The sequence below is a fragment of the Winogradskyella wichelsiae genome (assembly GCF_013403925.1).
Lineage (GTDB): Bacteria > Bacteroidota > Bacteroidia > Flavobacteriales > Flavobacteriaceae > Winogradskyella > Winogradskyella wichelsiae.
In genome coordinates this window covers 429236-454343 of sequence record NZ_JABFDJ010000002.1, presented here as the reverse complement: position 1 = coordinate 454343, position 25108 = coordinate 429236, and the positions used below count along the sequence as shown (strand labels likewise).

Here is a 25108-nt window from a genome sequence, read left to right as displayed (position 1 = left end):
AGTTGTTACATTTGTTTTTATGGGGAAATCATCAGATAGTGGATTAGTTACGGCAAAAGAAGTCGCTAAAGCAATTCACGTTGATAAATATGGGTTTTTAGGAACTTTTTGTGGTTGGGTATTGATGAAAGTCCTAAAAATATCTACCATAAATAAGTTTTACATGCGGAATAAGCACCTTAGTGATGGAGCTTTTTTAGATGCTATTTTAGATGAATTTCAAATTAAGTTTGAAATTCCAGAAGAGGATATGAAAAGGCTCCCAAAAGAGGGACCTTACATTACAATCTCTAACCATCCACTTGGTGGTATTGATGGAATTTTATTATTAAAATTAATGATAGAACAGCGAAGTGATTTCAAAATTATTGCTAACTTTTTATTACATCGTATAGAGCCTTTAAAACCATATATTATGCCTGTAAATCCTTTTGAGGATCGCAAGGATGTTAAAAGCAGTATTGCGGGTTTTAAAAATGCAATTTTACATTTAAGAGAAGGGCATCCGTTAGGTATATTTCCTGCAGGTGAAGTTTCAACTTATAGAGATGGAAAATTAGTTGTAGACAAAGAATGGGAGGTTTCTGCAATGAAGTTAATTCAGAAAGCACAAGTTCCTGTAGTTCCTATTTATTTTCATGCTAAAAATAGCCGCTTGTTTTACCGTCTTTCTAAAATAAGTGATACGTTAAGGACAGCAAAATTGCCTTCTGAAGTCTTATCGCAAAAACGTCGTGTTATTAAAGTTAGAATAGGGAAACCGATTTCTTTAAAAGATCAAAAAGAACACCCAACGCTTCCAGAATTTTCAGAATTTTTAAGACGAAAAACGTATATGCTGTCTAAAACTTTTGAAGATAAACCTAAGATTTTAGATAACATTCAATCGCAATTAAAAGTGGCTAAAATGCCTAAACGTATTGTGACGCCTATTGAACCTAAAGTAATGATTGCTGAGGTAGATAAACTTAGAGTGAATGATAGTAGGCTTTTAATGAGTAAAAATTACGAAGTGTTTTTAGCATCACCTAAAGACATTCCTAATATTTTAAGGGAAATTGGACGTTTACGAGAAATTACTTTTAGAGAAGTAGGCGAAGGAACGAACGAAGCCATTGATTTAGATAAGTTTGATACGTATTATCATCAGATGTTTCTTTGGGATAATGAACAAAATCTTATTGCTGGAGCGTATAGAATGGGCTTAGGATCTAAAATCTACAAGCGTTTTGGTATTGATGGGTTTTACCTTCAAGATTTATTTCGTTTTGAACCCGAACTGCATAAAATGATGAGTCAATCCATTGAAATGGGACGTGCATTTATCATTAAAGAATACCAACAAAAACCAATGCCTTTATTTTTGCTTTGGAAAGGTATTGTACATATTACTTTACGTTTTCCTGAGCACAAATATTTAATTGGTGGTGTAAGTATTAGTAACCAGTTTTCTAACTTTTCTAAGAGTTTGATGATTGAGTTTATGAAATCTCATTACTACGATCCTTACGTAGCTCAATACGTACATCCTAAAAAAGAATTTAAGGTTAAGTTGAAGGATGCTGATAAAGAATTTGTTTTCGATGAAACAGAGGCTGATTTAAATAAATTTGATAAGATTATTGATGAAGTAGAGCCAGGTGCTTTACGTTTGCCAGTTTTGCTTAAGAAATATATTAAACAAAATGCTAGACTTGTTGCGTTTAACGTAGATCCGTTATTTAATAATGCTGTTGATGGGTTGATGTATATAAAAATAGCCGATTTACCTGATAGTACGGTAAGACCTGTGATGGAAGAATTTCAGGCAGAGCTAGAGCGAAAATTTATGGATAGTAATGAGGATAAGTAAAAGTACCATAATTACTTTATTTTTCCCTTTTTTGTGTTTTGCACAAACATTAACCGGTCGTGTTATTGATAAAATAACTGAACAACCCATTGAGACCGTATCTGTTTATTTTAATAATACTACTATTGGAACGATTACAAATAGTGATGGTGAATTTTCAATTTCTTATACAGATGCCATACAATCTGTTTTAGTTATTTCTTATTTAGGCTATGAGAAGGTTTTAATTTCTGATTATAGAAATAGTAATGAGGTTTTATTAGAACTCGTTGAAGAAAATAACGCTTTGGATGAAGTTTACCTAAATTATGATGATGGACTAACGAGACGTCAGAAGTTAAGACTGTTTAGAAAAGAGTTTTTAGGAGCTTCTAAGTTTGGCAGATCATGTAAAATATTAAATGAAGATGATTTAATATTAAAATACGATAAACATAATAAAGCATTATATGCAAGCACTTCATTGCCAATTAAGGTTTTAAACACAAAGTTGCAGTATGAAATTACATATGATTTGTTGGATTTTGAAATCATTTTCAGGTATGCAGACCTTACGGGTTTAGAATTTACAATAAATTCTGTAACTTACTTTGGGACCTCCTTTTATAAGGATTTAGATACTACTAAAAATAAAACTTTAAAGCATAGAAATAAAGCCTATAAAGGTTCTGTACAACACTTTATAAAATCACTTTATAATAAGAATTTGAAGGAGCAAGGCTATTGGATTTTTCATGATAAATTTATAGTAGATGAATGGTCTTTTTTTACTGTAGAGGAGGTTACAGAAAATCAAGATTTTAAAAAAATTACTTTGAAAGAGAAAGTTTCTATCCTTTTTGATAAAGAATATCAATCTGCAATTCAATTAAAAATTCCTGAGTTTTACGTAGATGCTTTTGGGAATTATACACCGATTGTTGGCGTATATTTTAGCGGAGATATGGGTAACCAACGTGTTGGTGATACTCTCCCCTTAGATTATGCTTTAGTTGAAAATTAAAAAAGCCTAGAACGTTAGTCCTAGGCTTTACCATTTAAATACCTTTAAACCATTCTTGAAATTGCTTTCCTAATAAAAATGTTGGTTTCATCTCTCCTCCTAAAGCAGAGATTAAGCTCATAATCCATGCAACGATTAATACAAGAAGAACAATAAAACCTAATATAGGGATCCATCCTAAAACAGCGCCAATTATGCATAATCCTAGCATTTGTCTAATATAAAAAGAACCAAATTCAGTTTTATTACTACTATTCATTACAATAGCAATGATCCATCCGATAAAAGTAATATGAGCAATAATGGCTACGTTTTTACCATCACTAAAAACCTCTTTGGTATCATTATTAAAGTCGTCAGCTGCTTTTTTAGCATCTCGACCAAAATCTTTAGCATCATCTGAAAATTCATTAACTTTTTGGCTTATAGTATCACCTGTTTTTCTTGCGTTGTTTTTAGCATCATCTAACATGTCGTTAAGATCATTACCTAAATCATTATTGTTGTTTGACATTTTAATTCGTTTTATTGGTTAATATGATTTTTTAAAAGTATTGAAATGTAATAGAATTATTTAAAAGCAGCATCAATAGGTTCCCATAATTCAATTTTGTTGCCTTCATTATCAAGAATCCAAGCAAACTTTCCATAATCATAAGTCTCCATATCACCTATAATTGTTACACCCTCATCGTTTAATACTTTTAAAAGTGCTTCTAGGTCTTCTACACGGTAATTAAACATGAATTCTTTTTTAGAAGGCTCAAAGTATTCGGTATCTTTAGGAAAAGGACTCCATTGGGTTGAGCATTCTTTTCCTTCATTATCCTTCCACCAAAACGTAGACCCATAGTCGTCGGTATTAAAACCAAGATGTTTATTGTACCAATCTTTAGATGCTTTTGGGTCTTTAGTTTTAAAGAATAATCCACCAATGCCTGTTACTCGTTTTTTCATAAAAAATTTATTTTTTAGTTCTCACAAAAGCTAGAATTCGTTAGAATTTTATTTTTTTATTGAAGCTTCATAAATAGAAATCCACTCTTCTGTTGTTATCTTTTTACATAGTTCAGCAATTAATTTAAAAGGGATTTTATCAATTTTTTTAAACCGGATACAGCTTTTTCCCATGTCTAATTTACATTTACTGTAGTTAGGGTATGCATTAATAAACCAACTGTGTAATTCGGGTGATGCATATATGCCACTATGGTAAAGATTTATTGAATTTTTTTGAGATGCAAAACTCATAAAAGGTAATGATATCTTAGGATTACAATGGTATCCCTTTGGATATATAGAGTGAGGAACATAATAACCAATCATGCCATATTGAATGCCTTCTTCAAAACCTTTTGGTAAGTTAAGTCTAATAACATTTCTTAATTTATGTAATATGTGCTGACGGTCTGCAGTAGCTTGTAGAATATAATCTTCTGGAGTGGTAGTTTTATATTGCATAGAGCTATCTTTATGAGTTCTTTAAATTAACAAAAACATCTTTAGAAACCAATTTAGATTTTTTAAGAGCAATTTTTTTTAACATCCAATCTGGATAGTTGGTATCGTCTTCAGCGTCAAATACACGTAAATTTTGTGAAGTATCTGGTTGTATTAAATCGTCTTGTTTGCACCCTAAAATAACAGCTGCAGTTTGCACTCCAGAATATCCTGCTCCAGCAACACCATGAGATAGTGTGCTAGAACCACACATATATAGGTTTTCTATTTCTGTTTTCATTTTGTAAGCAAAAGGACCAATATGTTTTAAACTTTTTTCAGTACCGTAAACATTCCCTTTTGTGGCATTAATATAGTATTCATTAGTTATTGGTGTGCCTAACTCTTGATGTACAATACTTAAAGTAATACCAGGAATAATCTTTTCTAAACTTTTTAAAAATTTCTGAATTATAGCTTCTTTAAATTGCAAATAGGCAGGTGAACGCTTCTCTTTTTCGTCCTCAAAAGCGTTAAAAGCGTCGTAATTTATATATGTAATTGCTTCTATTGTATGATGTTTTCCATCAAAACTAACAGGGTCCTTTAATGTGGTACAACTAATAAACATTCCAGGAAATTCTTCATCTTCTAAAAGGTTTATTTTTTGTGAGTCATTATATACCTCATCTAAATCTTTTTGAGACAATAACCAAATGTTTCCAGAGTCTAAACCTGCTTTTTTTACATCCATGTCTACGGTTAGAAATAACATGATGGACGTGCATGAATATTTAGTTTTATTTAATTTTTTAAGTAATTTTTTGCTTAAATGGCTTTCTCCTATAAGTTTAGAATAGGTGATGCCAGGATCTGCATTAGAGATAATTCGTTTTGCAAAAAGTTGCTCTCCAGACTCTAGTTCTACACCAACTGCTTTTTTGCTATTACTTCCTTCTAGTAAAATTTGTTTTACAGAAGTGCTAGTTTGTACTATTCCATGATGCTTTTTTATTTTATTTGTCATGGCTTTAACTAAAGAGCCGCCGCCGCCCATTGGATAATAACCACCAGCAGAATAATGATCCATAATGGCAGCATGCATAACAAAACTTGCTTTAGAGGGGGGGAGGCCATGATCTCCGAATTGCACATTTAAAATACTTTGTAATAATGGATCTTTTATGTGCCAATTAATAACGCGTTTTAAACTAAATGGTGCATATTTACCCATATGTTTGGTGCGAAAAGGAATAGTGATTTGTTGCCATAGACCCTTTATTTTTGGAATAAGTTGTAACTGCCTACCAACATTTTTAACTAAGGTTAGATACTTAATAATTCCTTTTTTTTCATGCGGAAAACGTTTTATTAAGGCCGTTTTTAAGTCTTCAAAATTTGAAGGGTAGTCAAAACGTTCTTTTCCAATGTGACAATGTTCATAACCTTTAGGGTTCATTTTGTAGAAAGCAATATCATTTGCAATTCCTAAACCTTCGTAGAGTTCGCTAGTAGATTGGCCTTTGCCTATTAAACCCACATAATGCACGCCTGGTGTAAACCTATAACCGTTAAGATAAAAGCTGTGACACCAACCGCCAGGAACATCATGTTGTTCTAATACTAATACTTTTTGACCTGCTCTAGCAAGACATATTGCTGCGGACAAACCACCAACTCCTGAGCCAATAATAATGGTGTCGTAAGTGGTTTTTGTAGCTTTGTTTTGAGTAGTTGACATGCTTACAAGTTACTTTTTATTTTTATTAAAAATAGGACTACTCTAATTTTAGTGTATAAGGATGTGATTTTCTATGTTACAGTGACTTTATTTTAACCAAACAAAGCGTATTATTTTTTAGTAAATACTTTAATCTTATCTACAATGGTCTGCGATAGTTTTATGTTACTTTCAACCGTCCAACCAGCAACATGTGGTGATAATAGCACTTTTTCAGAATTGATGAGGTATTGAAAAGCCGTAGGCATAGCATCTGATGAAAATAAATTTTCGAAAGATGATTTTTCGTATTCTAAAACATCTAATCCTGCTCCAAGAATTTTACCAGATTCTAAAGCTTCTATTAAATCTTGGGTAACAACACTTTTACCTCTAGCAGTATTAATGAGCCAAAATGGTTTTTTAAATCCGTTTATAAAGTCCGAATTCACCATGTTAAGGGTTAAATCTGTTTGTGGTATGTGCAAGCTTAGTACATCTGCTTTTGCTTTTAATACCTCTAAGTTAACTTGTGTAGCATTGGCATTACCTACGCTAGGTTTTATATCGTAACATAAAACTTCAACATCAAAACCACGTAGTTTTTTAGCGAAAGCATTTCCCATGTTTCCGTAACCTATAAGTCCAACTGTTTTACCGTCTAATTCTAATCCACGGTTTTCTTCGCGTAGCCATTTGCCTTGTCTAACTTCTTTATCTGCTTTATTAAGTTTATTAAATAGAGATAATAACATACCTAAAGCGTGCTCGGCAACGGCATTTCTGTTACCTTCTGGTGCAGATATAAGATGAACACCTTTTTTTTGAGCGTAGTCGCAATCTATATTTTCTAATCCTGCTCCAACACGACCTATGAATTTTAAATTTTTGGCAGCATCTAAAAAGGGTTTGTCAATGCTAAATCTACTTCTTATTATAACACCATTGTAATTTGCTATTTTAGCTTGGATTTCTAATTTAGTTGAAGTGAAATCTTCGTGGTTGGTGAAGTCTAAGGCATTGAGTTGTTCTAAAAGTAAAGGGTGATTAGCGTCTATGTGTAGTATTTTCATAACAAAACCTGAAATTTTAGAGGATTTTTTTTGAATTGTAATTTAGGTTATAAAGTTACGAAGATTTGCGTTAAGGATTGAACGGCATGTTTGAGCTCTTTTGCTTTTTTTTGCAAAAAGCGAGTAGTGAAAGCCTGACCCTTGTGGTAACGCCCAAATATTAAATACCTAAAATTAATTTAGCAATAAGGAAATAAATTAAAATTCCGAAAACATCGTTACTGGTGGTTATAAAAGGACCTGTAGCAACGGCTGGATCAATACCACGTTTGTCTAAGAAAATAGGAATAAAAGTACCGATAAGAGCGGCCATGATGATCACGGCAATTAAAGCAATACTGATGGTTATGGATACAATATATGGAGTTCCGAAAACAAAGTGAGTAATTAAAATAGCAACTAACGAGATCGCAATACCATTAACGACACCGAGTAAAAATTCTTTAAATAATCGTTTTAAAATTTTACCATCAATAGTACCATTGGCGATACCCTGAACTACAATAGCAGAGGATTGTACGCCTACGTTTCCGGCAGTTGCTTGGATGAGGGGGACAAAACTTAATAGCACAACAAAGTTACCCATGTTATCATTAAACTGTTCTATTATACTGGCAGCACCAAGACCACCAAACATGCCAATAAATAACCATGGTAAGCGTGCTTTTGTAAGTTTTAGAATACTATCATCGGCTTCTACATCTTGCGAGATACCTGCTGCTAATTGGTAATCTTTGTCGGCTTCTTCTCTAATAACATCTATAATGTCATCTACTGTAATGCGGCCAACAAGCATATTATGATCATTAATCACAGGTACGGCTTCTAAATCGTATTTAGCCATCACTTTTGCAACGTCTTCCACGTTATCATGGACATGGACCCAAGCCACATTGTCTTTAACGATATCTGCAATTTTCTGGTCGCTTTTAGAGACTATTAAATCTTTTAGTGATAACCTTCCAATAAGTTTGCCTTGTCTGTCTACAACATAAACAGAATGTACTCTTGTAACATCTTTAGCCTGACCTCTTATACGGCGTAAGCAACCTGCAACAGTCCAAGTTTCGTATACTTTAACGAGCTCTTTTGCCATGAGTCCACCTGCAGTGTCTTCATCATAGGCAAGAAGTTCTTGGATTTCTTCTCTATGCTCGGAATCTATAATTTGCGAAATAACTTCGGCTTGTCTATTTTCGGGTAGTTCTGCAATGATATCTGCAGCATCATCCGTGTCTAACTCTTCAATTTCTTCTGCAATCTCCTTGTTGGAAAGGTTTTTAAGAACCTTTTCTCTGATGTCCTCATCGAGTTCCATCAGGATTTCTGAAGTGGTTTCAGAATCGAGAAGTTTTATGACATATACAGCTTCATCAAGATTTAATTCATCAAGAATTTCGGCAATATCGGCATGGTGATACTCACTAAGAAGGGCTTTAAGTTCTTTGTCGTTTTGTTTTGCGACAAGGATTTCTACCTTTTCAATAAGCTCATCAGTCAGCTGAAATTGTATGTTATCTTGAATATTTTCTTCCACTTGATTATAGATATTCTGTATGTTATTGAAATTTTATGGTGTTCTATGTAATTGTAGAGGGTATTAGTTGTCGTCGTTTTCAATTAGTGAGGTTAACTCAATAAATTGCGAAACGCTTAATTGTTCTGGTCGCTGGCCAAATATAGTATTTGCTTTTAAATTATCTGATAGATTGAATGTTTTTAAACTGTTACGTAATGTTTTTCTACGTTGTTGAAAACCAGTTTTTACAACTCTAAAAAACAACTTTTCATCGCATGGCAACGTAAAGTTTTCTTTTCGCTTAAGACGTAAAACACCAGAATCTACTCTTGGTGGTGGATTAAAAACAGTTGGAGGTACCGTAAATAGATATTCAGCATCATAAAAAGCTTGTGTTAAAACTGATAAAATACCGTAAACTTTAGAGCCTTCTTTAGAGCAAATTCTAAGTGCAACTTCTTTTTGAAACATCCCAGAAAATTCGGGGATTTGATCTCTCATTTCTAAAGTTTTAAATAAGATTTGAGAAGATATATTGTAAGGGAAATTACCAATGATAGCAAAAGGTCTATCGTTAAACACAAGGTTTAAATCGTATTTTAAGAAATCCTTTTCAATAACTCTATCGGCTAAATGAAGGTAATTATTTTTTAAATAGGTAACAGACTCTGTGTCTATCTCAATAACATGTGTTGTGGTCTCTTTTTTAAGAAGATATTTAGTAAGCACTCCCATACCTGGGCCAATTTCTAAAACATCATTATACCCTTCAAGAGATAAACTATCTGCTATGTCTTGTGCTATAGTTTCGTCGGTAAGGAAATGTTGCCCTAAATGTTTTTTTGCTTTTACTTGGTGTTGATTTTCCACGAATACAAGACTGTTTTTAATTACTATTTACACAAAGATAGGTGTTGCTATGCAGAGACTTGCAGGCTAACGTTATTTTCTATTTCTTAAAACTTAGAAATAATATGTTTTAATTAAAATTAGTGGTGTATTCGTCTACAACCTCTAACTCTGTTCTAAATGCTAATACTTTATCTCCAAAACGTTCTAATCCTAGTTGTCTTAAACTATCGGCATGTTCAGAGTAATATGCTTCTAAGGCTTCTCTAGAGTGTGCTCTGTATTGCACCGAGTAGGTGTCTGATTGTTCATCTTCAACCAAAACTTTAGTAAGTTTAGCCTCTTTAAATTTACCAGTAGCTAAGACTTGCGGAATGTGTTCTTTAATCCACTCTAGCCATTCTTTAGAAATACTTTTATCGATATTGAGGGTAACATTATATATAATCATTTTGTTGAAATTGTTAATTGAATTTTTTTTGCAAAAATATGAATTTTAAAGAGGATTATTTCTTTAACTAAAAACATAGAAAATATAAAGTTGAAAAAAGAAGTTGTAATTGTGTGTGGGTAAAGGATTTTGGCACAATAAGCGGTATAACTATAAATTGAAGAAAAGATAATTAATTAATTAATACTATCTCCACGTAACATTCTAAATCTTCGTCTGGCTTCAATGAAATAAATACTGTCTTGAAAATCAAAAATTATACGCTCGTAGTGTTCTTTGGCTTTTTCGGAGTTTGCTAATTGTGTATTATAAAGTTGGGCGAGATAATAGTGAGCGTCATCAATTAAAATATCTTCTTTGTAATCTTTTATGATTTCTAAATAATTGGCTTCTGCTTTGCTAAATTGTTTCTGTTTTTCAAAAAGTTTGGCTTGCTGAAAGAGGGTTTCATCAGTAATACTTTCTCCTTTGTGTTCTTTTAAAATTTTATCTAAAAGTGTAATCGCTTCATCTGTTTTATTCTGATATGCAAATAAATCTGCTTTGGCATATTGTTTTAAATCCGTCTGTGTGCTGTCTTCGTATTTGTTATCAGATATTAAGAGTTTTAAATCTAGTGCATCATTAGCTATGAGTTGTGATGTTGAAGATTTTAATATTTTTAGTTGCGATTCTGCCCAGTCAAAATCACCTTTATAATAACTGGTTTTTGCAACTTTAAATCTTGCTTCTTGTGCTATAGGACTATTTTTTAGTTCGGCTTGAATTTGAGAATAAAAAATTAAAGCTTCATTAAATTTTTCTTGAAGTACCAAAATATCAGCCAGTAATAATTTGACTTCAGCTTCTTCAAACTTTGAAATATTTAATTTTAGACTGGTTTTTAGAAATTTTGAGGCTGCATCTGCATCTTTTGCGTTAAAGGCTAAAAATTTTCCATAAGCAAGTTGTAGTGGAAGTGTCGCTTCAGATTTTCCGTATTTCTCAAATAACGAATTATAAGTTTCATCGATTTGAGGCAACATTTTGTCATCTGCATTATTGGTTTCGATTTCTAAGAGCGATTGATGTGCGCTTAACAGAGCTCCTACATTTTGAGTGGATTCTAGTATAAAATTGTATATTGTTTTTGCAGTCTCATCGTCATTGTCGTTGTGAGCTATAGATGCTAATTCAATAATGCGATAGAAACTTTCTTGACTACGTTTGTAAAGCGCTTTTTCTTGAATAAAAGATTTGTTATAAGCTTTTTCTTGTACGTATAACCAACTCAACATTTCGGACCAATAAATGTTAGGTTCTTGTTGTATTTTTTTTAGAAGTTGCCGTCTTAAATACACATTATTTTCGTTATCTCTATTTTCTGAAATAAAGTCACTTATAGCCCGTTTTATGCTGTTAATATGCCCAGGATTGTATTCAATATAATCTATATAATTAGAAAACATAAGCTCTACATTGCCTTGATCTGCATAAATTTTGGCAAGTTGAATGGTGAAATCTTTATCTGGTGTTAATAGTTTTCCTTTTTTATAAACTTCGATAGCTTTATCTAGTAAAGAATAATCTTCAAATTTTCGAGCTATACTATAAATGTAGTTCGGCTTTTCATCTACAAAGGCAATAGCTGCGTCATAGTTTTTATTTGCCTTTTCTATACGTCCTTGCAATTGAAAATTATACCCTAAAATAATGGTCATTATAGGGTTTGGATGATAAGAAATTAATTTTTGTATAACATTTTCTGCATCCTCATACCGTTCTAATTGTTGGTATATATCTATAAGTCTTAAGTTGTAATTATAACTGTTAGGGGCTTCTTTGGTTAGGTTTTCAAAAATAATTAATGCTTTGTTAAACGCTCCGTTTTTATAATAGCTTTCTCCTTGTTCTACGCTGTTTTGCGCGAACCCAGAATGCCATCCGAATATTAAAATTAAAAAGAAAAGCCGTTGTAGCATTTTTGTGTTTTATGAATTTGAAATCAATAGATTCAGCTCAAATATAGCGAATGCTTTTAGTAGATGTTGTGAAATTAATTATAAAAAAAGCCCAAACATAGGTTCGGGCATTTATAACAAGAAAAATAAAGGTGTTATTAATCAATATTTATTAAATACGATTCAATTATTCTGTCTTGGTTTCTTTATATTTTTTAATCAAAATATTTAAAACAAAATTTTGCTTACTAGTACAATTAATGAAACGAGTAATACAATGCGTTTTAGATTTTTCATATTTAGGGGATATTAAATCTTGAATTACTAAATACAGAAAATTACATGACTAAAGCGAGTAAACACACCAAAATTCGATTAAATGCACTTTAATTTAACATTTGCAAAGGGAATATTGCATTTTTTACGAAATGGTGTCAAAACCTGTGTAAGGAATCAATGCTTCAGGAATTTTAATACCATCTTCTGTTTGGTAATTTTCTAAGATTCCGGCTAATACTCTTGGTAAAGCTAAAGAACTTCCATTTAGTGTGTGACATAATTCGTTTTTACCATCACTATTTTTGAATCGTAATTTTAAACGATTGGCTTGAAAAGTTTCAAAATTAGAGATTGAAGAAATTTCTAACCAACGGTCTTGCGCTGTTGAGAATACTTCAAAATCATAAGTTAGTGCAGAAGTGAAACCTAAATCTCCACCACATAATCTTAGAATACGGTATGGTAATTTTAAGTCTTGTAAAATACCTTTTACGTGATTCACCATACTATCTAATGCCTTATAAGAATTATCAGGATGCTCTACACGTAGTATTTCAACTTTATCAAATTGGTGTAATCTATTAAGACCTCTTACGTGAGCACCATAGCTACCAGCCTCACGTCTAAAGCATGGTGTATAACCTGTAATACTAATAGGTAAATCACTCTCGTTTAAAAGTGTATCTCTAAAAATGTTAGTTGCAGGAACTTCAGCAGTTGGAATTAAGTATAAATTATCTGCTGTAACATGATACATTTGCCCTTCTTTATCTGGCAATTGACCGGTTCCGAAACCAGAAGCTTCATTCACTAAATGTGGTACTTGGTATTCTGTATAACCTGCTTCTGTATTTTTATCTAAAAAATAAGCGATTAAGGCACGTTGTAATCTTGCTCCTTTACCAATATAAACAGGGAAACCGGCTCCGGTAATTTTATTACCTAATTCAAAATCTATAATGTTGTATTTTTTTGCTAATTCCCAATGTGGTAAAGCTCCTTCGTGTAATTTAGGAATATCTCCTTCTCTAAAAGTTTCTTCATTGTCTTCATCTGTATTACCAGCTGGTACAATAGGGTTTGGTACATTAGGAATTCTGTACAATAACTGAGAAAGTGCATAGACTTTATCTCCAAGATGTTGTTCTAATTCCTTAGTCGCTTCTTTTAATTGTGTTGTTTTTTCTTTTAGAATATTGGCTTTTTGTACTTCTCCAGATTTAAAGAGGTTTCCTATTTCTTTAGATAATGTGTTAGATTCTGCTTTTGTATTGTCTAATTTAGTCTGTATCGCTTTACGATCTTCATCTAAAGCAATCGTTTCATTAATCATTTCTGTAGCATCAATATTTCGTTTTGCTAAACGTGCAATGATGTCTTCTTTATTCTCTTGTATAAAAGCAACTTGTAACATATCTTTATTTTAGGTATTAAACCAATTGTATTCAGTATACAACAAGCTACAAAAGTAAAAAGAAAATGGGCAAGAAAAAATATAAATTAGTCTATTTTGAAAGCTGATTAAAATTGATCTATTGGCTTTATTCTTAACAGAAATAAATAACGAAATAGAACTAATCTTCTTTTGATGGTAATATCCAAGAATGATGCTTAAAAGGGTGCCATTCTTCGGCAGCTATATCTACTTTTGGATCTATTAGTTGTCGTGAAGGTTTTCCATTGACTCTAATACGTGCATTTATATAGACTTTTACCGGAATTCCTTTTTTAGCAAAATCGTTTTTGAGGTGTTGTGAAAACTGCCACATAATATCTGGTTTAGTACTTGCGCCACGTTGCTGCTTTTTAGTCAAATAATGATCCATACTTATAGGAATGGCTTTATTTGTATTTGCATTAATTACTGAGTAAGTCGTTCTGCCGCTTTTACTACGTAACATCATTCTCCAAGAGAGGCGGTGACCTTCTTCTGTCCATAAAACATTGTCTTCAATAAAATGATGCCTTAATGGTAGTGCAACCTGAATAACAAAGTAAATTGAGAAAAATGCTATTAATACAGTACGGTATTTTGGAATGATAATTTCATTAACTTCATAATAATCTTTTCCTTTTAAGAATGTGTTTTTTATAAACTTAGGCTCAAAAAAGAAGAGGCTAAAAGCCAGTGACATGTAAGGGAAAATGCCAATCTGAAAAATTATAGAGTTAAATAGGTGAAAGAAAATAGAACCGAAAAAAGCATATTTCCGAGTTGGTTTAAAGAGCAGCAAAGGAATAATTAAGCCATCAAATAAGATACCACCATAAGCTAAGAAATAGTGCACTGTTTTTTGTTGCAAGATATCGCCCACTAAAAAATAATTAGACTTACTTCTCATTAATATTTCCATAACAGTACCATCCAGCCAATCAGGATAAAATTTAGCTGCAGAAGCATAAGAATAGAGAATAAATAATTGAAGAATAAATACCCATTTACACCAATTGGGCATTGAAATACTTTTTAAAGAAGGCTTAAGTTTTACATCTAAAGAAGCATATCTATTTGCAGGTAAAAACACCATCAAATAACTTAATAACATCAACAAATAATAATGATTGTTATAAGACGATTTTTGCATGAGGTAAGTCGATGTCCACATCAAAGCAAACATCAGCATGCTCATTCGGTATTTATAACCTAACATTATAAATAGCCCAAAAAGTCCCATAATAGCGTAATAAGCATACATCCAATTTCCAGGAAGTGGTTGTAACCATTCAAAGCCAATAAAGGAAAAAGTGAATTTTGGTTCTATTAAAGTGCGCTTTATCCAACCTGTAAAAATGGCGCCTGCAGCCTCTAAAAAACAGAGAAGGCCAAAGATAATTCTAAAAACAATAAGCCCAGAATTATCTATATGTTTAAAAAGAAATTTATTCATTTAAACTATTTATATATGCAGAAGCACTAATCATATCATTTTTAAGTTGATTTTTTAGAGCTTCTAGATTTTCGAATTTTTGTTCACTACGTAAGCGTTTTAAAAATTCAATTCTTAATTCAGCATCATAAATATCCTTATTAAAATTGAAAAAATGGACTTCAATAGAGTGTGATTTACCATCTACAGTAGGATTACTGCCAATATTCATCATTCCGTAAATAATTTGAGAATCAATAACTGACTTTACAATATAGACACCATCACTAGGGATTAATTTGTAAGTAGCGGTTACAGCAATATTTGCAGTTGGAAAGTCTATAGTTCTGCCAAGTTCTTTCCCTTTAACAACAATTCCAGTAATAAAGAAATTATAACCTAAATAAGAGTTAGCCAAATCGACCTCTCCTTTGTTTAATGCAGTTCTAATTTTGGTAGAGCTTATAGTAACATCTTCAATATCTTGTGCTGTGATTTCTTCTACTTTAAAATCTAATTGATTAGCAAATACCTTTAAATTATTAATGTTAGCACTGCGGTTTTTTCCAAAATGATGGTCATAACCAATAACAATTTGCTTGGTATTTAATTCATCTACTAAAATTCTTTGCACGTAATCTTCAGCAGATAAATTTGCAAATTCTTTTGTAAACTCTTTTACAATAACCTCTTTTATTCCTAATGCTTTTAATAAAGCAACACGTTCTTCAATAGTGTTTAAAAGTCTAATGGAATCATCTTTTTGAAGCACCATTCTGGGGTGTGGAAAAAGTGTTAGCACTACAGGAACATAGCCTTGTTTTTCTGCAAGTTTTACTACGCGCTTAATTATTTTTTGATGCCCGATGTGTACACCATCAAAGGTGCCTATTGTTGTGACTTTTGGCGAATTATTCGTCAAGTTTTGCGTTTTATGAGTTATTGATGTTAAATTTAAATGTATATCTGTAAAAAAACATAAATTCGGAGAATTATAATTTTTTACTCAAACACTTATGAAAACAAAACTACATTTTGTTTTGTCATTATCCTTCTTTTTAACTGTATTTTCGGTAATGGCTCAGCAGAGTTACTGGCAAAAAACAGAAAAAAATCAATTAAGGATTAATGGTAATACAACGACTCTTAATTCAAAATTTTATCAAACGTATCAATTAGATATTGATAGTTTTAAAGCGAAACTTGTTAATGCACCATTAAGATCTGCATCAACTTCTGCATCTAATATTACAATATACCTTCCTAATGTAAAAGGAGAATTAGAACCTTTTTCAGTTGTTGAAACAAGGCTTTTGTCTAAAGAATTAACGGAATTACATCCAAATATTAAAACGTATTTAGGGTTTAGTAAAAAGACGCCAGGTGTAAGAGCTCGTTTTAGTGTAACACCACAAGGCTTACAAAGTATGGTGACTTACCCTGGGGATGATATGAATTTCTTAGTACCTCAAAGCAAAACAGATTCAACGTCTTATATTGTTTATAGTAGAGCAGCACGAGAAGAGGGATATAAAGATTTTGAATGTTTAACGGAAGATTTCGCTGTAAAAAAGAAAGGTACAACGAACAGCAATAGAGATGCTAATGATCATTTGCTAAGGACGTTTAGAATAGCCATATCTACAACTGCAGAATATACTAATTTTTGGGATGACGGTAATGCTGCTAATGGAAATGCTCAAGAAGATGCTTTAGCTCAGGTAGTTTCAACTTTAAATAGACTTAATGAAGTATTTGAGGTTGATATGGCAGTGTCTTTCACTTTAGTTACAGGAACAGAAATTATATATGAATCTTCGTTTTTAGACCCATATACGGGAAGTTATAATTCAGAATTACAGTCAACATTAACAAGTGTAATCGGCGAAGAAAACTATGATATTGGGCATTTATTTGCTTATGATAATAATAACGGTAATGCAGGTTGTATTGGTTGCGTTTGTGTAGATGGTTCTAAAGGAAGTGGTTTTTCAGCACATGAGTTTACGGATAATAACGGAGGTCCTTATATGACTGATTTTTTTGATATTGATTATGTACCACATGAAATGGGTCACCAAATGGGAGCAAATCATACATTTTCTAATTCTTCTGAAGGAACAGGTGTAAATGCAGAGCCAGGTAGTGGTACAACTATAATGGGGTATGCTGGAATTACTGGTAGTAATGATGTACAGGATCATTCGGATCCTTATTTTCATTATTATAGTATTACACAAATTTTAAATAATTTAGAAAGTAGAACTTGCTGGCTTGGTACTGCTATTGTTAACAATGCGCCAATAGCAGATGCGGGTTCAGATTATACTATCCCTATGGGAACTGCTTTTTTGCTTAAAGGTTATGCAACAGACACTGACACAGATGATGTGCTAACCTATACTTGGGAGCAAATAGATGACGGTGTATCGTCATTTTCAAATTTTGGTCCAAATAAGACTTCAGGAGCCGTTTGGAGATCACGACCTCCAAGTACCTCAAAGGATCGTTATATGCCAATAATTGAACGTGTAGTTTCTGGTGAATTAACAGAATCTAACCCTGTTGAAACAACTGATAACACTTCTTGGGAGACTGTGTCTAATGTTGCAAGGTCTTTAAACTTTGCACTAACAGTTAGAGATAGAAGTGAGGGTAACGGACTTGGGTTAACGCCTCAAAGCGATTTTGATACTATGCTTGTAAATGTAGATGGTGCTGCAGGCCCGTTTGTTGTAACGTCTCAATCTGCTAATGAGACTTGGGATACTGAATCGAGCCAAGTAGTTACTTGGGATGTTGCAGGTACAGATACAGGTAGCGTAAATACATCAACAGTTAATATTTTACTATCTACTGATGGTGGATATACATATCCTTATGTTTTGGTTTCTGCTGTCCCTAATGATGGAGAACAGATCATAACAGTGCCTATCATTAATGGAGGTTCTTCTACTGTTAGAGTAAAAGTTGAAGCGAATGATAATATTTTTTATGCTATAAATTCAAGAAATTTTAGTATTCAAGAGGCTGAATTTGTATTGAATTATGAAGAAAATAGTGTTGAGGTTTGTTCTCCTGATGATGCCGTGTTTAATTTTACTTATAATACCATCTCAGGGTTTTCTGCAACAACGACATTTAGTGCTCAAGGGTTGCCAACAGGAGCCTCGGTATTATTTTCGCCATCAGTTGCTAATACGGATGATACAATGGTTACGGTAAATGTAAGTGGTACAGAAAGTTTAGCTGCAGGTAATTATGCTTTTACAATAGAAGCAACATCTGGATCAATAATAAAAACGATTGATTTAGAATTTGATGTATTTACTTCTAGTTTTTCTCCATTAAATTTATTAACTCCCACTAATGGATCTGCAGATGTTTTTGCAGGGTCAGCTGTTTTTACTTGGGAAGCGGATGTTAACGCAACATCTTATGAAATTGATATTGCTACAGATTCTGAATTTACAGATGTTATAGTGAATTCTGTTATTGACAGTCCAACATACGCAATATCTACTTTAAGTTTGATGACTTCTTACTTTTGGAGAGTTAGAGGAGTAAATGAATGTGCTTTTGGTGATTTTTCGGTAAGTAATTTTACGACATCAAGTGAAGATTGTGCTTTGTATAGTTCTTTAGATACTCCAATTAACATTTCTGCAGCAGGAAACGTAACTTATACGTCTATATTAAATATTGCAGAAGAAGGAGTTATTACAGGTGTCGCTGTTTTAATAAATATTAGTCATACTTATACCAGTGATTTAGATATCTCTTTAACAAGTCCAAGTGGAACTGTAATAGAATTATCTTCCGATAATGGAGGTAATGGAGATAATTATACAAATACAATATTTGATTCAGAGGCTTCTGCGTCTATTGTTAATGCTTCTGCTCCATTTACGGGAAGCTTTTTGCCTGAAGATGATTTGTCATTATTATACGGTGAGTCTTCTGCAGGGAATTGGGTTTTAACAGTGGTAGATGATGCGGCACAAGATGGTGGTTCAGTTGAAGAATTTACATTAGATTTATGTTTAGAGCCAACCTTATCGGTTGATGAAGTAGCTTTAGATTCTGATTTAACTATTTATCCTAATCCTAATAATGGTTCTTTTAATATTTTAATCGGTAACCCACAATCTACTAAAATAAAAATTGCTGTTTACGATATTAATGGAAGAAGAATCTTTGAAGAGCAATTTAATGCCAATCAAAGCTTTGATGAAAAAATAGATTTAAACCAAGTACAGTCTGGTGTCTATTTAATTAAAATTACAGATGGTCTTTCTGAAAGTATCAAGAAGATTGTAGTGAACTAAAATTAAAATATTTTAACTTAAAAAGCGTTCTAAATTAAATTTTTAGACCGCTTTTTTTTTATTTTCCATTAAATTGATTCATAGTTGTGTTAACTCCGGCTAATGCAAAAGATTTTACAAGTTCTGCCGAAATTTTTAAGCGTTCCTTAAGTTGTGTGTTTTCTTCATCGGTCCATTCGCCTAAGACATAATCAATTTGTCGGCCTGTGCTAAATGCATCACTAATACCAAATCTAAAACGGTTATAGCTTCCAGTTTGTAATTTATCTTGTGTGTCCTTTAGGCCGTTATGGCCTCCGGCACTACCTTTGGTTTTTAGTCTAAGCGATCCAAAAGGAAGATTTAAATCATCGGTTATAACGAGTAGATTTTCTAAAGGTATTTTTTCTTTCTCTAGCCAATATTTTATAGCCTTTCCACTAAGGTTCATAAATGTACTAGGCTTTAAAAGGATTAAAGTTCTTCCCTTTATTTTTAATGTAGCAACATCACCAAGTTTTACAGTTTCAAAGAGAATATCATTTGTTTCGGCTAAATAATCAAGAATTTTAAAACCAATGTTGTGTCTGGTGTTTGCATATTTTTCGCCTATGTTTCCTAAGCCTACGATTAAGAATTTTTTCATTTTATCTTCTTCTGTGCGTTCTGTTTTGTTACTAAAACCAAACCATGTTTTTATAAAACTATACATACTGTATTTCTAGTTTGTACAAAAGTAAAAAGAAGTTGATTAAAAACTAATTATAAAGTTGTTGTCTTTAGTTTTTGAAGCTGTTTATATACAGGCTTACAATTTATAGCTCACTTTAAACATCACAATACGAGGTAGAATAAATGTTCTACTATCACTAATTACAAAAGCGTTGAACGAATTCTGTTGTTTAAAACGTGTATCAAAAAGGTTAGTAGCATTTATCTCAAATCCCCAAGGACTATCTTCAATTTGGTAGAATAACGATGCATTTGCCGTGTCAAAAGTGGTTTTGGTATCGAGACTTTTGTTGTTGTAATTATCAAAGGTGTAATCTGCTTTAAAGATAAAATCCTTTAAAAAATCGTATTCCAAAATAACTTCTAATTGGTCATTTTCAAAATTAGAGACGTTATTTAAGGCTTTATAGTTATTAAAATCTTTGGTGTAACTAATTTCTAAGTTAGGATGATTTTTAAATGAAGTTTCCACTCCAATCGTTGAAGAAATCGATTTTGAAATGTTAAGATTTGTTTCATTATTCAAAATCTGAAAATTATCATTATAACTAAAACGAGTTCTTAATTTATACCTGATTTTATTAAATTTTTTTGAAACTCCTCCACTTAGCGTCCAGTTATGTTCTGGCTGATCAAACATAGTGGTTGTGTTAAAGGATTCTATACCATTAAGTTCAGAAACTGTTTTTATAGTTTTTAAGCGTTTATTAAAACTGGTGTTAAGATTAAAATTCAGACTTCTAAATAAGCTAAACTTATAATAAGTTAACGAGGCAGAATGATACAATTGATTTTCTAGTTGATTATTGCCTCTGTAAACATTATTAAAATTTGAGAGTATAAAATTATTAGCTAATTGATTAATACTAGGAAACCGAGCATTCAGTTTGTATTTAAAATTTAGTTTTTCACTATTATTAAATTCTACTTTTGTTGTGAATTGTGGTAAAACTAGATTTTTAGAAAACGTTTCTGAGTCTTCAAACTGTTGCGTCCGCCATAAATAACCATGATAAAACACAGCAGGTTTAAACGTGGCAATACCAATTTGGAATTTATACTCTAATCCCAAATAAGAATCTATAAAGCTATATCCAAAATCATTACCAAAACCAGCAGAGCTAAAATTATTAATACTACCATCATTAAGTAATTGCATATCTTCATTGTAGAAATCGTTAAAAGATGTATTAACGCCTAAATTTGTATAGAGGTGGTTAAAGTTATTAATTACCCAATAGTCTTTTATAATGGCGTTAAAATTATGCGACGTTGATCTTTTATTTTGAAGTATATTATATACATCGGCATCTTCCAAAGGAATTAAGCCTTGTAAAATCTGCTGATTAGTTAGCCACTCGGTAATAGGTTTGTCATTCTGAAAATTATAAGTCGCTTCTAAGGTTGCTGTGTGCGCTTTAGATAATTTGCGACTGTAAGTAATGTTTTGTTTTAGATTAAGTGCCGTAACATCTGTTAAAGTCGTAATGCTATTGTTTTGGTCTGGGTTCATTGTATTTACAAAACCATGACTATCATTGTTGGTCACTTTTAGAAAAGCATTATAAGCAAAATCTTCTTTATAAGTTGGGTTATAATCTATAGTGATTTTACCAATGGCAAAAAAGTTGTTAAGTGTGTTAGTAACCGTTCTATCTTCAGTAAAGGGTTCTGTGATGTTTTGGTAAGCGTTTAACGTATTGCTTGCTGTTTGGGTTTTAGAGTTAGACGTAATAAGGTAACCGCTAATATCTGTAACATTTGAAACTGATTGTCTAATATTTAGTGCACCAAACTGGTTAATATTATCCGTAAAATCTTGGTTGTTGAGGTATTTGGCAAAATCACTGTTATAGAGACCAAAATAACTGCTAGCATCATCTAAAAGCTTTCCAAAACCACCTTCAAATTCTAAATAGTCATTAAAGCTAAAGCTTTTTATACCTTGGTTATTAAGGTCTCCAATAAAGTTTATATTCGTTTTGGGGCTATAATAAAAAAGATTAGGATGCACAAGGTAACGTTCCTTAATACCAGCACCAGCTTCTATATCTCCAAATACAAACTTCTTTTTATCTTCTTTTAGTAAGATATTTAAGGCCATATCCTCAGAGTCTTGCAAACCTTTAAGCATAGCAACTTCATTGTAATTGTCTAACACTTCAACTTTTTCCACAGCATCTGCTGGTATATTATTTACGGCTAATTTACTATTGCCTGTAAAGAAAGTTTTGTTTTCTACTAAGACCTTAGTTACTTTTTTACCTTGCACAGTTACATTACCTTCTCTATCTACCTCTACGCCTGGTAGTTTTTTTAAGGCATCTCGTAGTTTGCGTTCTTCGCCAGTTACAAATTTGGTAACATCATAAGTAATCGTATCTTTTTTTACCGTAATTGGTGGTGTGTATTTTATGTTTACCTCGTCCAGTTGGTCTGGGTTTTCTTTGAGGATAAAGTTTTTAATGAGGTCTTGGTCTGTTGTGCTAATGGTAATTGTTTGTGGCTTATAGCCTAAGTAGCTTACGGTAAGCTCGTAGGTTTGGTTTTTTGCTAGACTTAGTTTGTAACTGCCATTGTTTTCTGTGATGGCAAACTTAACGTCTTGATCATCTGATTTTGGAATGGCTAAGATGTTGGCATAAGGTAGCGAGGTTTGTACTGTGTCGGTAACCTTACCCTTAACTTGGATTTGTTGGCTAAAAGTTTGAAAACTGTAACAAAATAAAACCGTGCAAAAAATAATTTTAAGTTTATCAATCAAAACTACCACCCTCTACTTTCATTTGATTTTTCGCCTATTTTGAGTAATTCTTTATTTGTAACTTTTTCACCATCAGTAGGCTTTGATATTTTTACAGGCTGTTTAAAATCTATGGTTTTGAGTCTATAAGTAATCACATCGTCTTTTAATTCTAAGATTAAACCAGGTAGACCTCCATATCCAATTGGTCCAAAAGAATACGGCAGTTCAGTTGTAAACCATGCTACTATGTCTGTAATAAAAGTACCATCACTGTTTAATGATACTTTTTTTGTAATTGCTTTGTAGCAATTATAATTTCCAATTTTTTTTTGCTCTTTAGTTATTTCCCAATCGTTTATGCTATCTAGTATTATATATTTTTTACCATAAGCCTCAACTTCGGTTAGTTTTTGATCCTTACTAGTGTTTACGTAATATTTATTCTTTGCTTGTAATATTGCTGTAGTCATTTTATGACCAAAACTATCATTATCATTTGACATTGTTTTTACAGCCTCAAAGTACGATGCATCGTTGTTTATTTTTAAACTGAAATTAAAATTGGGTGCGTTAGTTTTTAAAGCTTCATTGATTTTTTTATCGTACCCTACTGCTATAGTTCCATCTTCTTCCTTAAAAAAATCCTCTGTTATTTCTACATCATAAGTTACTCTACAACTTTTTTGAGCAAAAACTAAGATGTGTGTCAAGAAAAAAAAGAAAATTAAAGTTTTGTTTTTCATAAAAAAGTGTTTAAAAAATCATGTCAGTTAGATTTAACCAACATGATTTAAATAGTTTAATTTTGTGAGGTTAATTTTCTGAACCACCATTAGCAACACATGAATCATAAGCTGTATCTGCCGCATCATTAGATGTAAGATGATTATATCCTTTTTTTATCATTTTGTTGTGAGTATCAATAGCTACGTCAGTACAACTTACTGGATTTTCATCGGAAATTTCCGGAGCAACACTCATTAAAATTGTTGTAAACAATACCACAGCCAAAAGGCTAAATATTTTATTCTTCATAATTTAAGACTTTAAACCCATCACATTTTTTAAGATAGGTTGGTTAATGAATTTCACTTTACATTCATCAACATGTTTTCAATATCTTAAAAAGCTTATTGTCTAAGAAATTGTTCTGCTTTTTCATCTAGCTTTTGGGTTTTTTTTTCAGCATCCTCCGCTGATATTAACTCGTCTTTTGAGGGAATATCAATCTTAATAGGTTTTTCTAAAATTTTTATATTTTCAGCATATATTATTGCGTTTGGTTCATGGACTTCTAAAACTAACCCAGGAAGGCTATTATATATTTTTGGGCCATAGGGTAAAGGAATCATTTTGGAAAACCAGGCTGTTATAGTTTTTCCTTTCAACTTACCGTATTTAACACTTCCTATCGCTTTTAAACACTCGTAATCATTAATTTTTTTTATCTCTTTTGTTATTTTCCAACTAATTATATTGTTGATTTGAACATTAAAGTCTGTGCCCAATAGATTATAACTGTGAATAATGTCATTTTGGTAAGTGTAATAGTTACCTTCAATTTGGATTATTTGATTAATTACTAGATCATCTAATTTAGTAAATGACGGATCAAGCATTTTAAGCTTATTGAATATTGTTTTGTTCTCTTTATTGTTTATTTTTAATTTGAATGTTAATAATTCTGATTTATCAATAGCATTACTGAAAACTTGCTTAAAATCTTCTGGTCCTTTGAGAGTGTCTAAATCAACAACGATTTTAACTTTATAATCAATTTCGAGATTTTCTTGCGCTATATTTAAAAAAGGTATTAATAGTAGTATTATGGCAATAAATTTGGATGAGCATTTCATAGTTTTTTATTGAAATAAGCCTTAATAAATCTAAATTTTCAATATTAAGGCTTTTATTTATTTACAGGTTTTCACACCAGTCTTGATAAGCTAATGCAATTTGTACTCTATCAATAGCGGTACCTCCACTTGTTGATGTGAGCCATTGTGCAAAATATACACCTTGTTCAAAACATGAAGCTTGATCTTCTGATTTATTATTATTCTGGTAAGCATTCAAATTCATTGAACTACCAACAAGCATTACCACAGCCATAAGGCCAAATATTTTTTTCTTCATAATTTAAGATTTTAAACCTATTCAATTTTTTTAAGACAGGTCGATTAATAACTAATGTCTCCTTAAAATTTAGGGAATAGAAGTCTTTTAAATTTAGAAGTCTTTTGTTCTCTCATTAAGAAAATGAGAAGTAGAAGTCATTTTTTTGCTATTGTATTCTTTAACAAAATAAAAAGCTTGCGCAAGCTATATGT

Annotated in this window: 21 protein-coding genes; 3 read left to right on the top strand and 18 right to left on the bottom strand. The window is 31.9% G+C overall.

Translation table 11 applies throughout. The features are described from left to right. Positions 1-19: 19 nt before the first annotated feature. Both HM985_RS05635 and HM985_RS05630 read left to right on the top strand, forming a co-directional pair. Positions 20-1852 (top strand): GNAT family N-acyltransferase, encoded by a 1833-nt coding sequence (locus tag HM985_RS05635; RefSeq protein WP_179375312.1) that lies wholly within the window; start codon positions 20-22, stop codon positions 1850-1852. Next, a complete protein-coding gene (locus HM985_RS05630; RefSeq protein ID WP_179375311.1) occupies positions 1839-2855 on the top strand; it encodes a carboxypeptidase-like regulatory domain-containing protein in 1017 nt (338 codons plus the stop codon). Before HM985_RS05635 ends, HM985_RS05630 begins: the two co-directional genes overlap by 14 nt. 34 nt (positions 2856-2889) lie before the next feature. Here HM985_RS05630 and HM985_RS05625 read toward each other — a convergent pair whose 3' ends face one another. The 12 genes from HM985_RS05625 to HM985_RS05570 all read right to left on the bottom strand — a co-directional run bounded on the left by HM985_RS05625 (position 2890) and on the right by HM985_RS05570 (position 15915). Further along, positions 2890-3369, bottom strand: coding sequence for a DUF4870 domain-containing protein (locus tag HM985_RS05625; protein WP_179375310.1), 480 nt, complete (start codon positions 3367-3369; stop codon positions 2890-2892). A gap of 56 nt (positions 3370-3425) precedes the next feature. Next, positions 3426-3812: a VOC family protein gene (locus HM985_RS05620; protein WP_179375309.1), complete on the bottom strand. Its 387-nt coding sequence runs from the start codon at positions 3810-3812 to the stop codon at positions 3426-3428. Positions 3813-3860: 48 nt separating this feature from the next. Further along, positions 3861-4316, bottom strand: a complete 456-nt coding sequence (locus tag HM985_RS05615) for a DUF1801 domain-containing protein (protein ID WP_179375308.1) — start codon at positions 4314-4316, stop codon at positions 3861-3863. A gap of 10 nt (positions 4317-4326) precedes the next feature. Continuing rightward, the gene (locus HM985_RS05610) at positions 4327-6036 is read right to left on the bottom strand and encodes a phytoene desaturase family protein (protein ID WP_179375307.1); all 1710 of its coding nucleotides are present in this window, start codon (positions 6034-6036) and stop codon (positions 4327-4329) included. Positions 6037-6146: 110 nt separating this feature from the next. Further along, positions 6147-7088 carry a 2-hydroxyacid dehydrogenase gene (locus HM985_RS05605; RefSeq protein WP_179375306.1) on the bottom strand — a complete coding sequence of 314 codons (942 nt, stop codon included), beginning with the start codon at positions 7086-7088 and terminating at the stop codon, positions 6147-6149. A 160-nt stretch (positions 7089-7248) separates the two neighbouring features. Then, positions 7249-8625, bottom strand: coding sequence for a magnesium transporter (gene mgtE, locus HM985_RS05600; RefSeq protein WP_179375305.1), 1377 nt, complete (start codon positions 8623-8625; stop codon positions 7249-7251). Between the two features lie 63 nt (positions 8626-8688). Then, positions 8689-9477, bottom strand: a complete 789-nt coding sequence (gene rsmA, locus HM985_RS05595) for a 16S rRNA (adenine(1518)-N(6)/adenine(1519)-N(6))-dimethyltransferase RsmA (protein WP_179375304.1) — start codon at positions 9475-9477, stop codon at positions 8689-8691. Positions 9478-9586: 109 nt separating this feature from the next. Further along, positions 9587-9907 carry a DUF4286 family protein gene (locus HM985_RS05590; RefSeq protein WP_179375303.1) on the bottom strand — a complete coding sequence of 107 codons (321 nt, stop codon included), beginning with the start codon at positions 9905-9907 and terminating at the stop codon, positions 9587-9589. 176 nt (positions 9908-10083) lie between these two features. Further along, the gene (locus HM985_RS05585) at positions 10084-11868 is read right to left on the bottom strand and encodes a tetratricopeptide repeat protein (RefSeq protein ID WP_179375302.1); all 1785 of its coding nucleotides are present in this window, start codon (positions 11866-11868) and stop codon (positions 10084-10086) included. A 400-nt stretch (positions 11869-12268) separates the two neighbouring features. Next, a complete protein-coding gene (gene serS, locus HM985_RS05580; protein WP_179375301.1) occupies positions 12269-13540 on the bottom strand; it encodes a serine--tRNA ligase in 1272 nt (423 codons plus the stop codon). Positions 13541-13700: 160 nt separating this feature from the next. Further along, a complete protein-coding gene (locus HM985_RS05575) occupies positions 13701-15014 on the bottom strand; it encodes an HTTM domain-containing protein (RefSeq protein ID WP_179375300.1) in 1314 nt (437 codons plus the stop codon). Further along, positions 15007-15915, bottom strand: a complete 909-nt coding sequence (locus HM985_RS05570; RefSeq protein WP_218843372.1) for a bifunctional riboflavin kinase/FAD synthetase — start codon at positions 15913-15915, stop codon at positions 15007-15009. The genes HM985_RS05575 and HM985_RS05570 overlap by 8 nt, the downstream gene beginning before the upstream one ends. Before the next feature lie 94 nt (positions 15916-16009). Between HM985_RS05570 and HM985_RS05565 the strand changes: the two genes are divergently transcribed. Continuing rightward, the gene (locus HM985_RS05565; protein WP_179375299.1) at positions 16010-19321 is read left to right on the top strand and encodes a zinc-dependent metalloprotease; all 3312 of its coding nucleotides are present in this window, start codon (positions 16010-16012) and stop codon (positions 19319-19321) included. Positions 19322-19379: 58 nt separating this feature from the next. Here the strand turns inward: HM985_RS05565 and pth are convergent, their stop codons facing one another. The 6 genes from pth to HM985_RS05535 form a co-directional block, all read right to left on the bottom strand. Further along, a complete protein-coding gene (gene pth / locus HM985_RS05560; RefSeq protein WP_173586175.1) occupies positions 19380-20012 on the bottom strand; it encodes an aminoacyl-tRNA hydrolase in 633 nt (210 codons plus the stop codon). Between the two features lie 96 nt (positions 20013-20108). After that, the gene (locus HM985_RS05555; protein ID WP_218843371.1) at positions 20109-22796 is read right to left on the bottom strand and encodes a carboxypeptidase-like regulatory domain-containing protein; all 2688 of its coding nucleotides are present in this window, start codon (positions 22794-22796) and stop codon (positions 20109-20111) included. A gap of 2 nt (positions 22797-22798) precedes the next feature. After that, positions 22799-23521 (bottom strand): GLPGLI family protein, encoded by a 723-nt coding sequence (locus tag HM985_RS05550; RefSeq protein ID WP_179375298.1) that lies wholly within the window; start codon positions 23519-23521, stop codon positions 22799-22801. 70 nt (positions 23522-23591) lie between these two features. Further along, positions 23592-23813 carry a hypothetical protein gene (locus tag HM985_RS05545; RefSeq protein WP_179375297.1) on the bottom strand — a complete coding sequence of 74 codons (222 nt, stop codon included), beginning with the start codon at positions 23811-23813 and terminating at the stop codon, positions 23592-23594. A gap of 95 nt (positions 23814-23908) precedes the next feature. Next, positions 23909-24634, bottom strand: coding sequence for a GLPGLI family protein (locus HM985_RS05540; protein WP_179375296.1), 726 nt, complete (start codon positions 24632-24634; stop codon positions 23909-23911). 61 nt (positions 24635-24695) lie between these two features. Continuing rightward, complete coding sequence (locus HM985_RS05535) at positions 24696-24914, bottom strand: hypothetical protein (RefSeq protein WP_179375295.1); 219 nt, start codon at positions 24912-24914, stop codon at positions 24696-24698. Positions 24915-25108 lie beyond the last annotated feature (194 nt).

Excerpts from the sequence above, each read along its gene's own strand:
- serS (WP_179375301.1), bottom strand. The coding sequence starts at position 13,540 with ATGTTACAAGTTGCTTTTATACAAGAGAATAAAGAAGACATCATTGCA.
- HM985_RS05635 (WP_179375312.1), top strand. The coding sequence starts at position 20 with ATGGGGAAATCATCAGATAGTGGATTAGTTACGGCAAAAGAAGTCGCT.
- HM985_RS05630 (WP_179375311.1), top strand. The coding sequence starts at position 1,839 with ATGAGGATAAGTAAAAGTACCATAATTACTTTATTTTTCCCTTTTTTG.
- HM985_RS05625 (WP_179375310.1), bottom strand. The coding sequence starts at position 3,369 with ATGTCAAACAACAATAATGATTTAGGTAATGATCTTAACGACATGTTA.
- HM985_RS05590 (WP_179375303.1), bottom strand. The coding sequence starts at position 9,907 with ATGATTATATATAATGTTACCCTCAATATCGATAAAAGTATTTCTAAA.
- HM985_RS05565 (WP_179375299.1), top strand. The coding sequence starts at position 16,010 with ATGAAAACAAAACTACATTTTGTTTTGTCATTATCCTTCTTTTTAACT.
- pth (WP_173586175.1), bottom strand. The coding sequence starts at position 20,012 with ATGTATAGTTTTATAAAAACATGGTTTGGTTTTAGTAACAAAACAGAA.
- HM985_RS05540 (WP_179375296.1), bottom strand. The coding sequence starts at position 24,634 with ATGAAATGCTCATCCAAATTTATTGCCATAATACTACTATTAATACCT.
- HM985_RS05615 (WP_179375308.1), bottom strand. The coding sequence starts at position 4,316 with ATGCAATATAAAACTACCACTCCAGAAGATTATATTCTACAAGCTACT.
- HM985_RS05550 (WP_179375298.1), bottom strand. The coding sequence starts at position 23,521 with ATGAAAAACAAAACTTTAATTTTCTTTTTTTTCTTGACACACATCTTA.
- HM985_RS05575 (WP_179375300.1), bottom strand. The coding sequence starts at position 15,014 with ATGAATAAATTTCTTTTTAAACATATAGATAATTCTGGGCTTATTGTT.
- HM985_RS05610 (WP_179375307.1), bottom strand. The coding sequence starts at position 6,036 with ATGTCAACTACTCAAAACAAAGCTACAAAAACCACTTACGACACCATT.
- HM985_RS05545 (WP_179375297.1), bottom strand. The coding sequence starts at position 23,813 with ATGAAGAATAAAATATTTAGCCTTTTGGCTGTGGTATTGTTTACAACA.
- HM985_RS05605 (WP_179375306.1), bottom strand. The coding sequence starts at position 7,088 with ATGAAAATACTACACATAGACGCTAATCACCCTTTACTTTTAGAACAA.
- HM985_RS05585 (WP_179375302.1), bottom strand. The coding sequence starts at position 11,868 with ATGCTACAACGGCTTTTCTTTTTAATTTTAATATTCGGATGGCATTCT.
- HM985_RS05535 (WP_179375295.1), bottom strand. The coding sequence starts at position 24,914 with ATGAAGAAAAAAATATTTGGCCTTATGGCTGTGGTAATGCTTGTTGGT.
- HM985_RS05620 (WP_179375309.1), bottom strand. The coding sequence starts at position 3,812 with ATGAAAAAACGAGTAACAGGCATTGGTGGATTATTCTTTAAAACTAAA.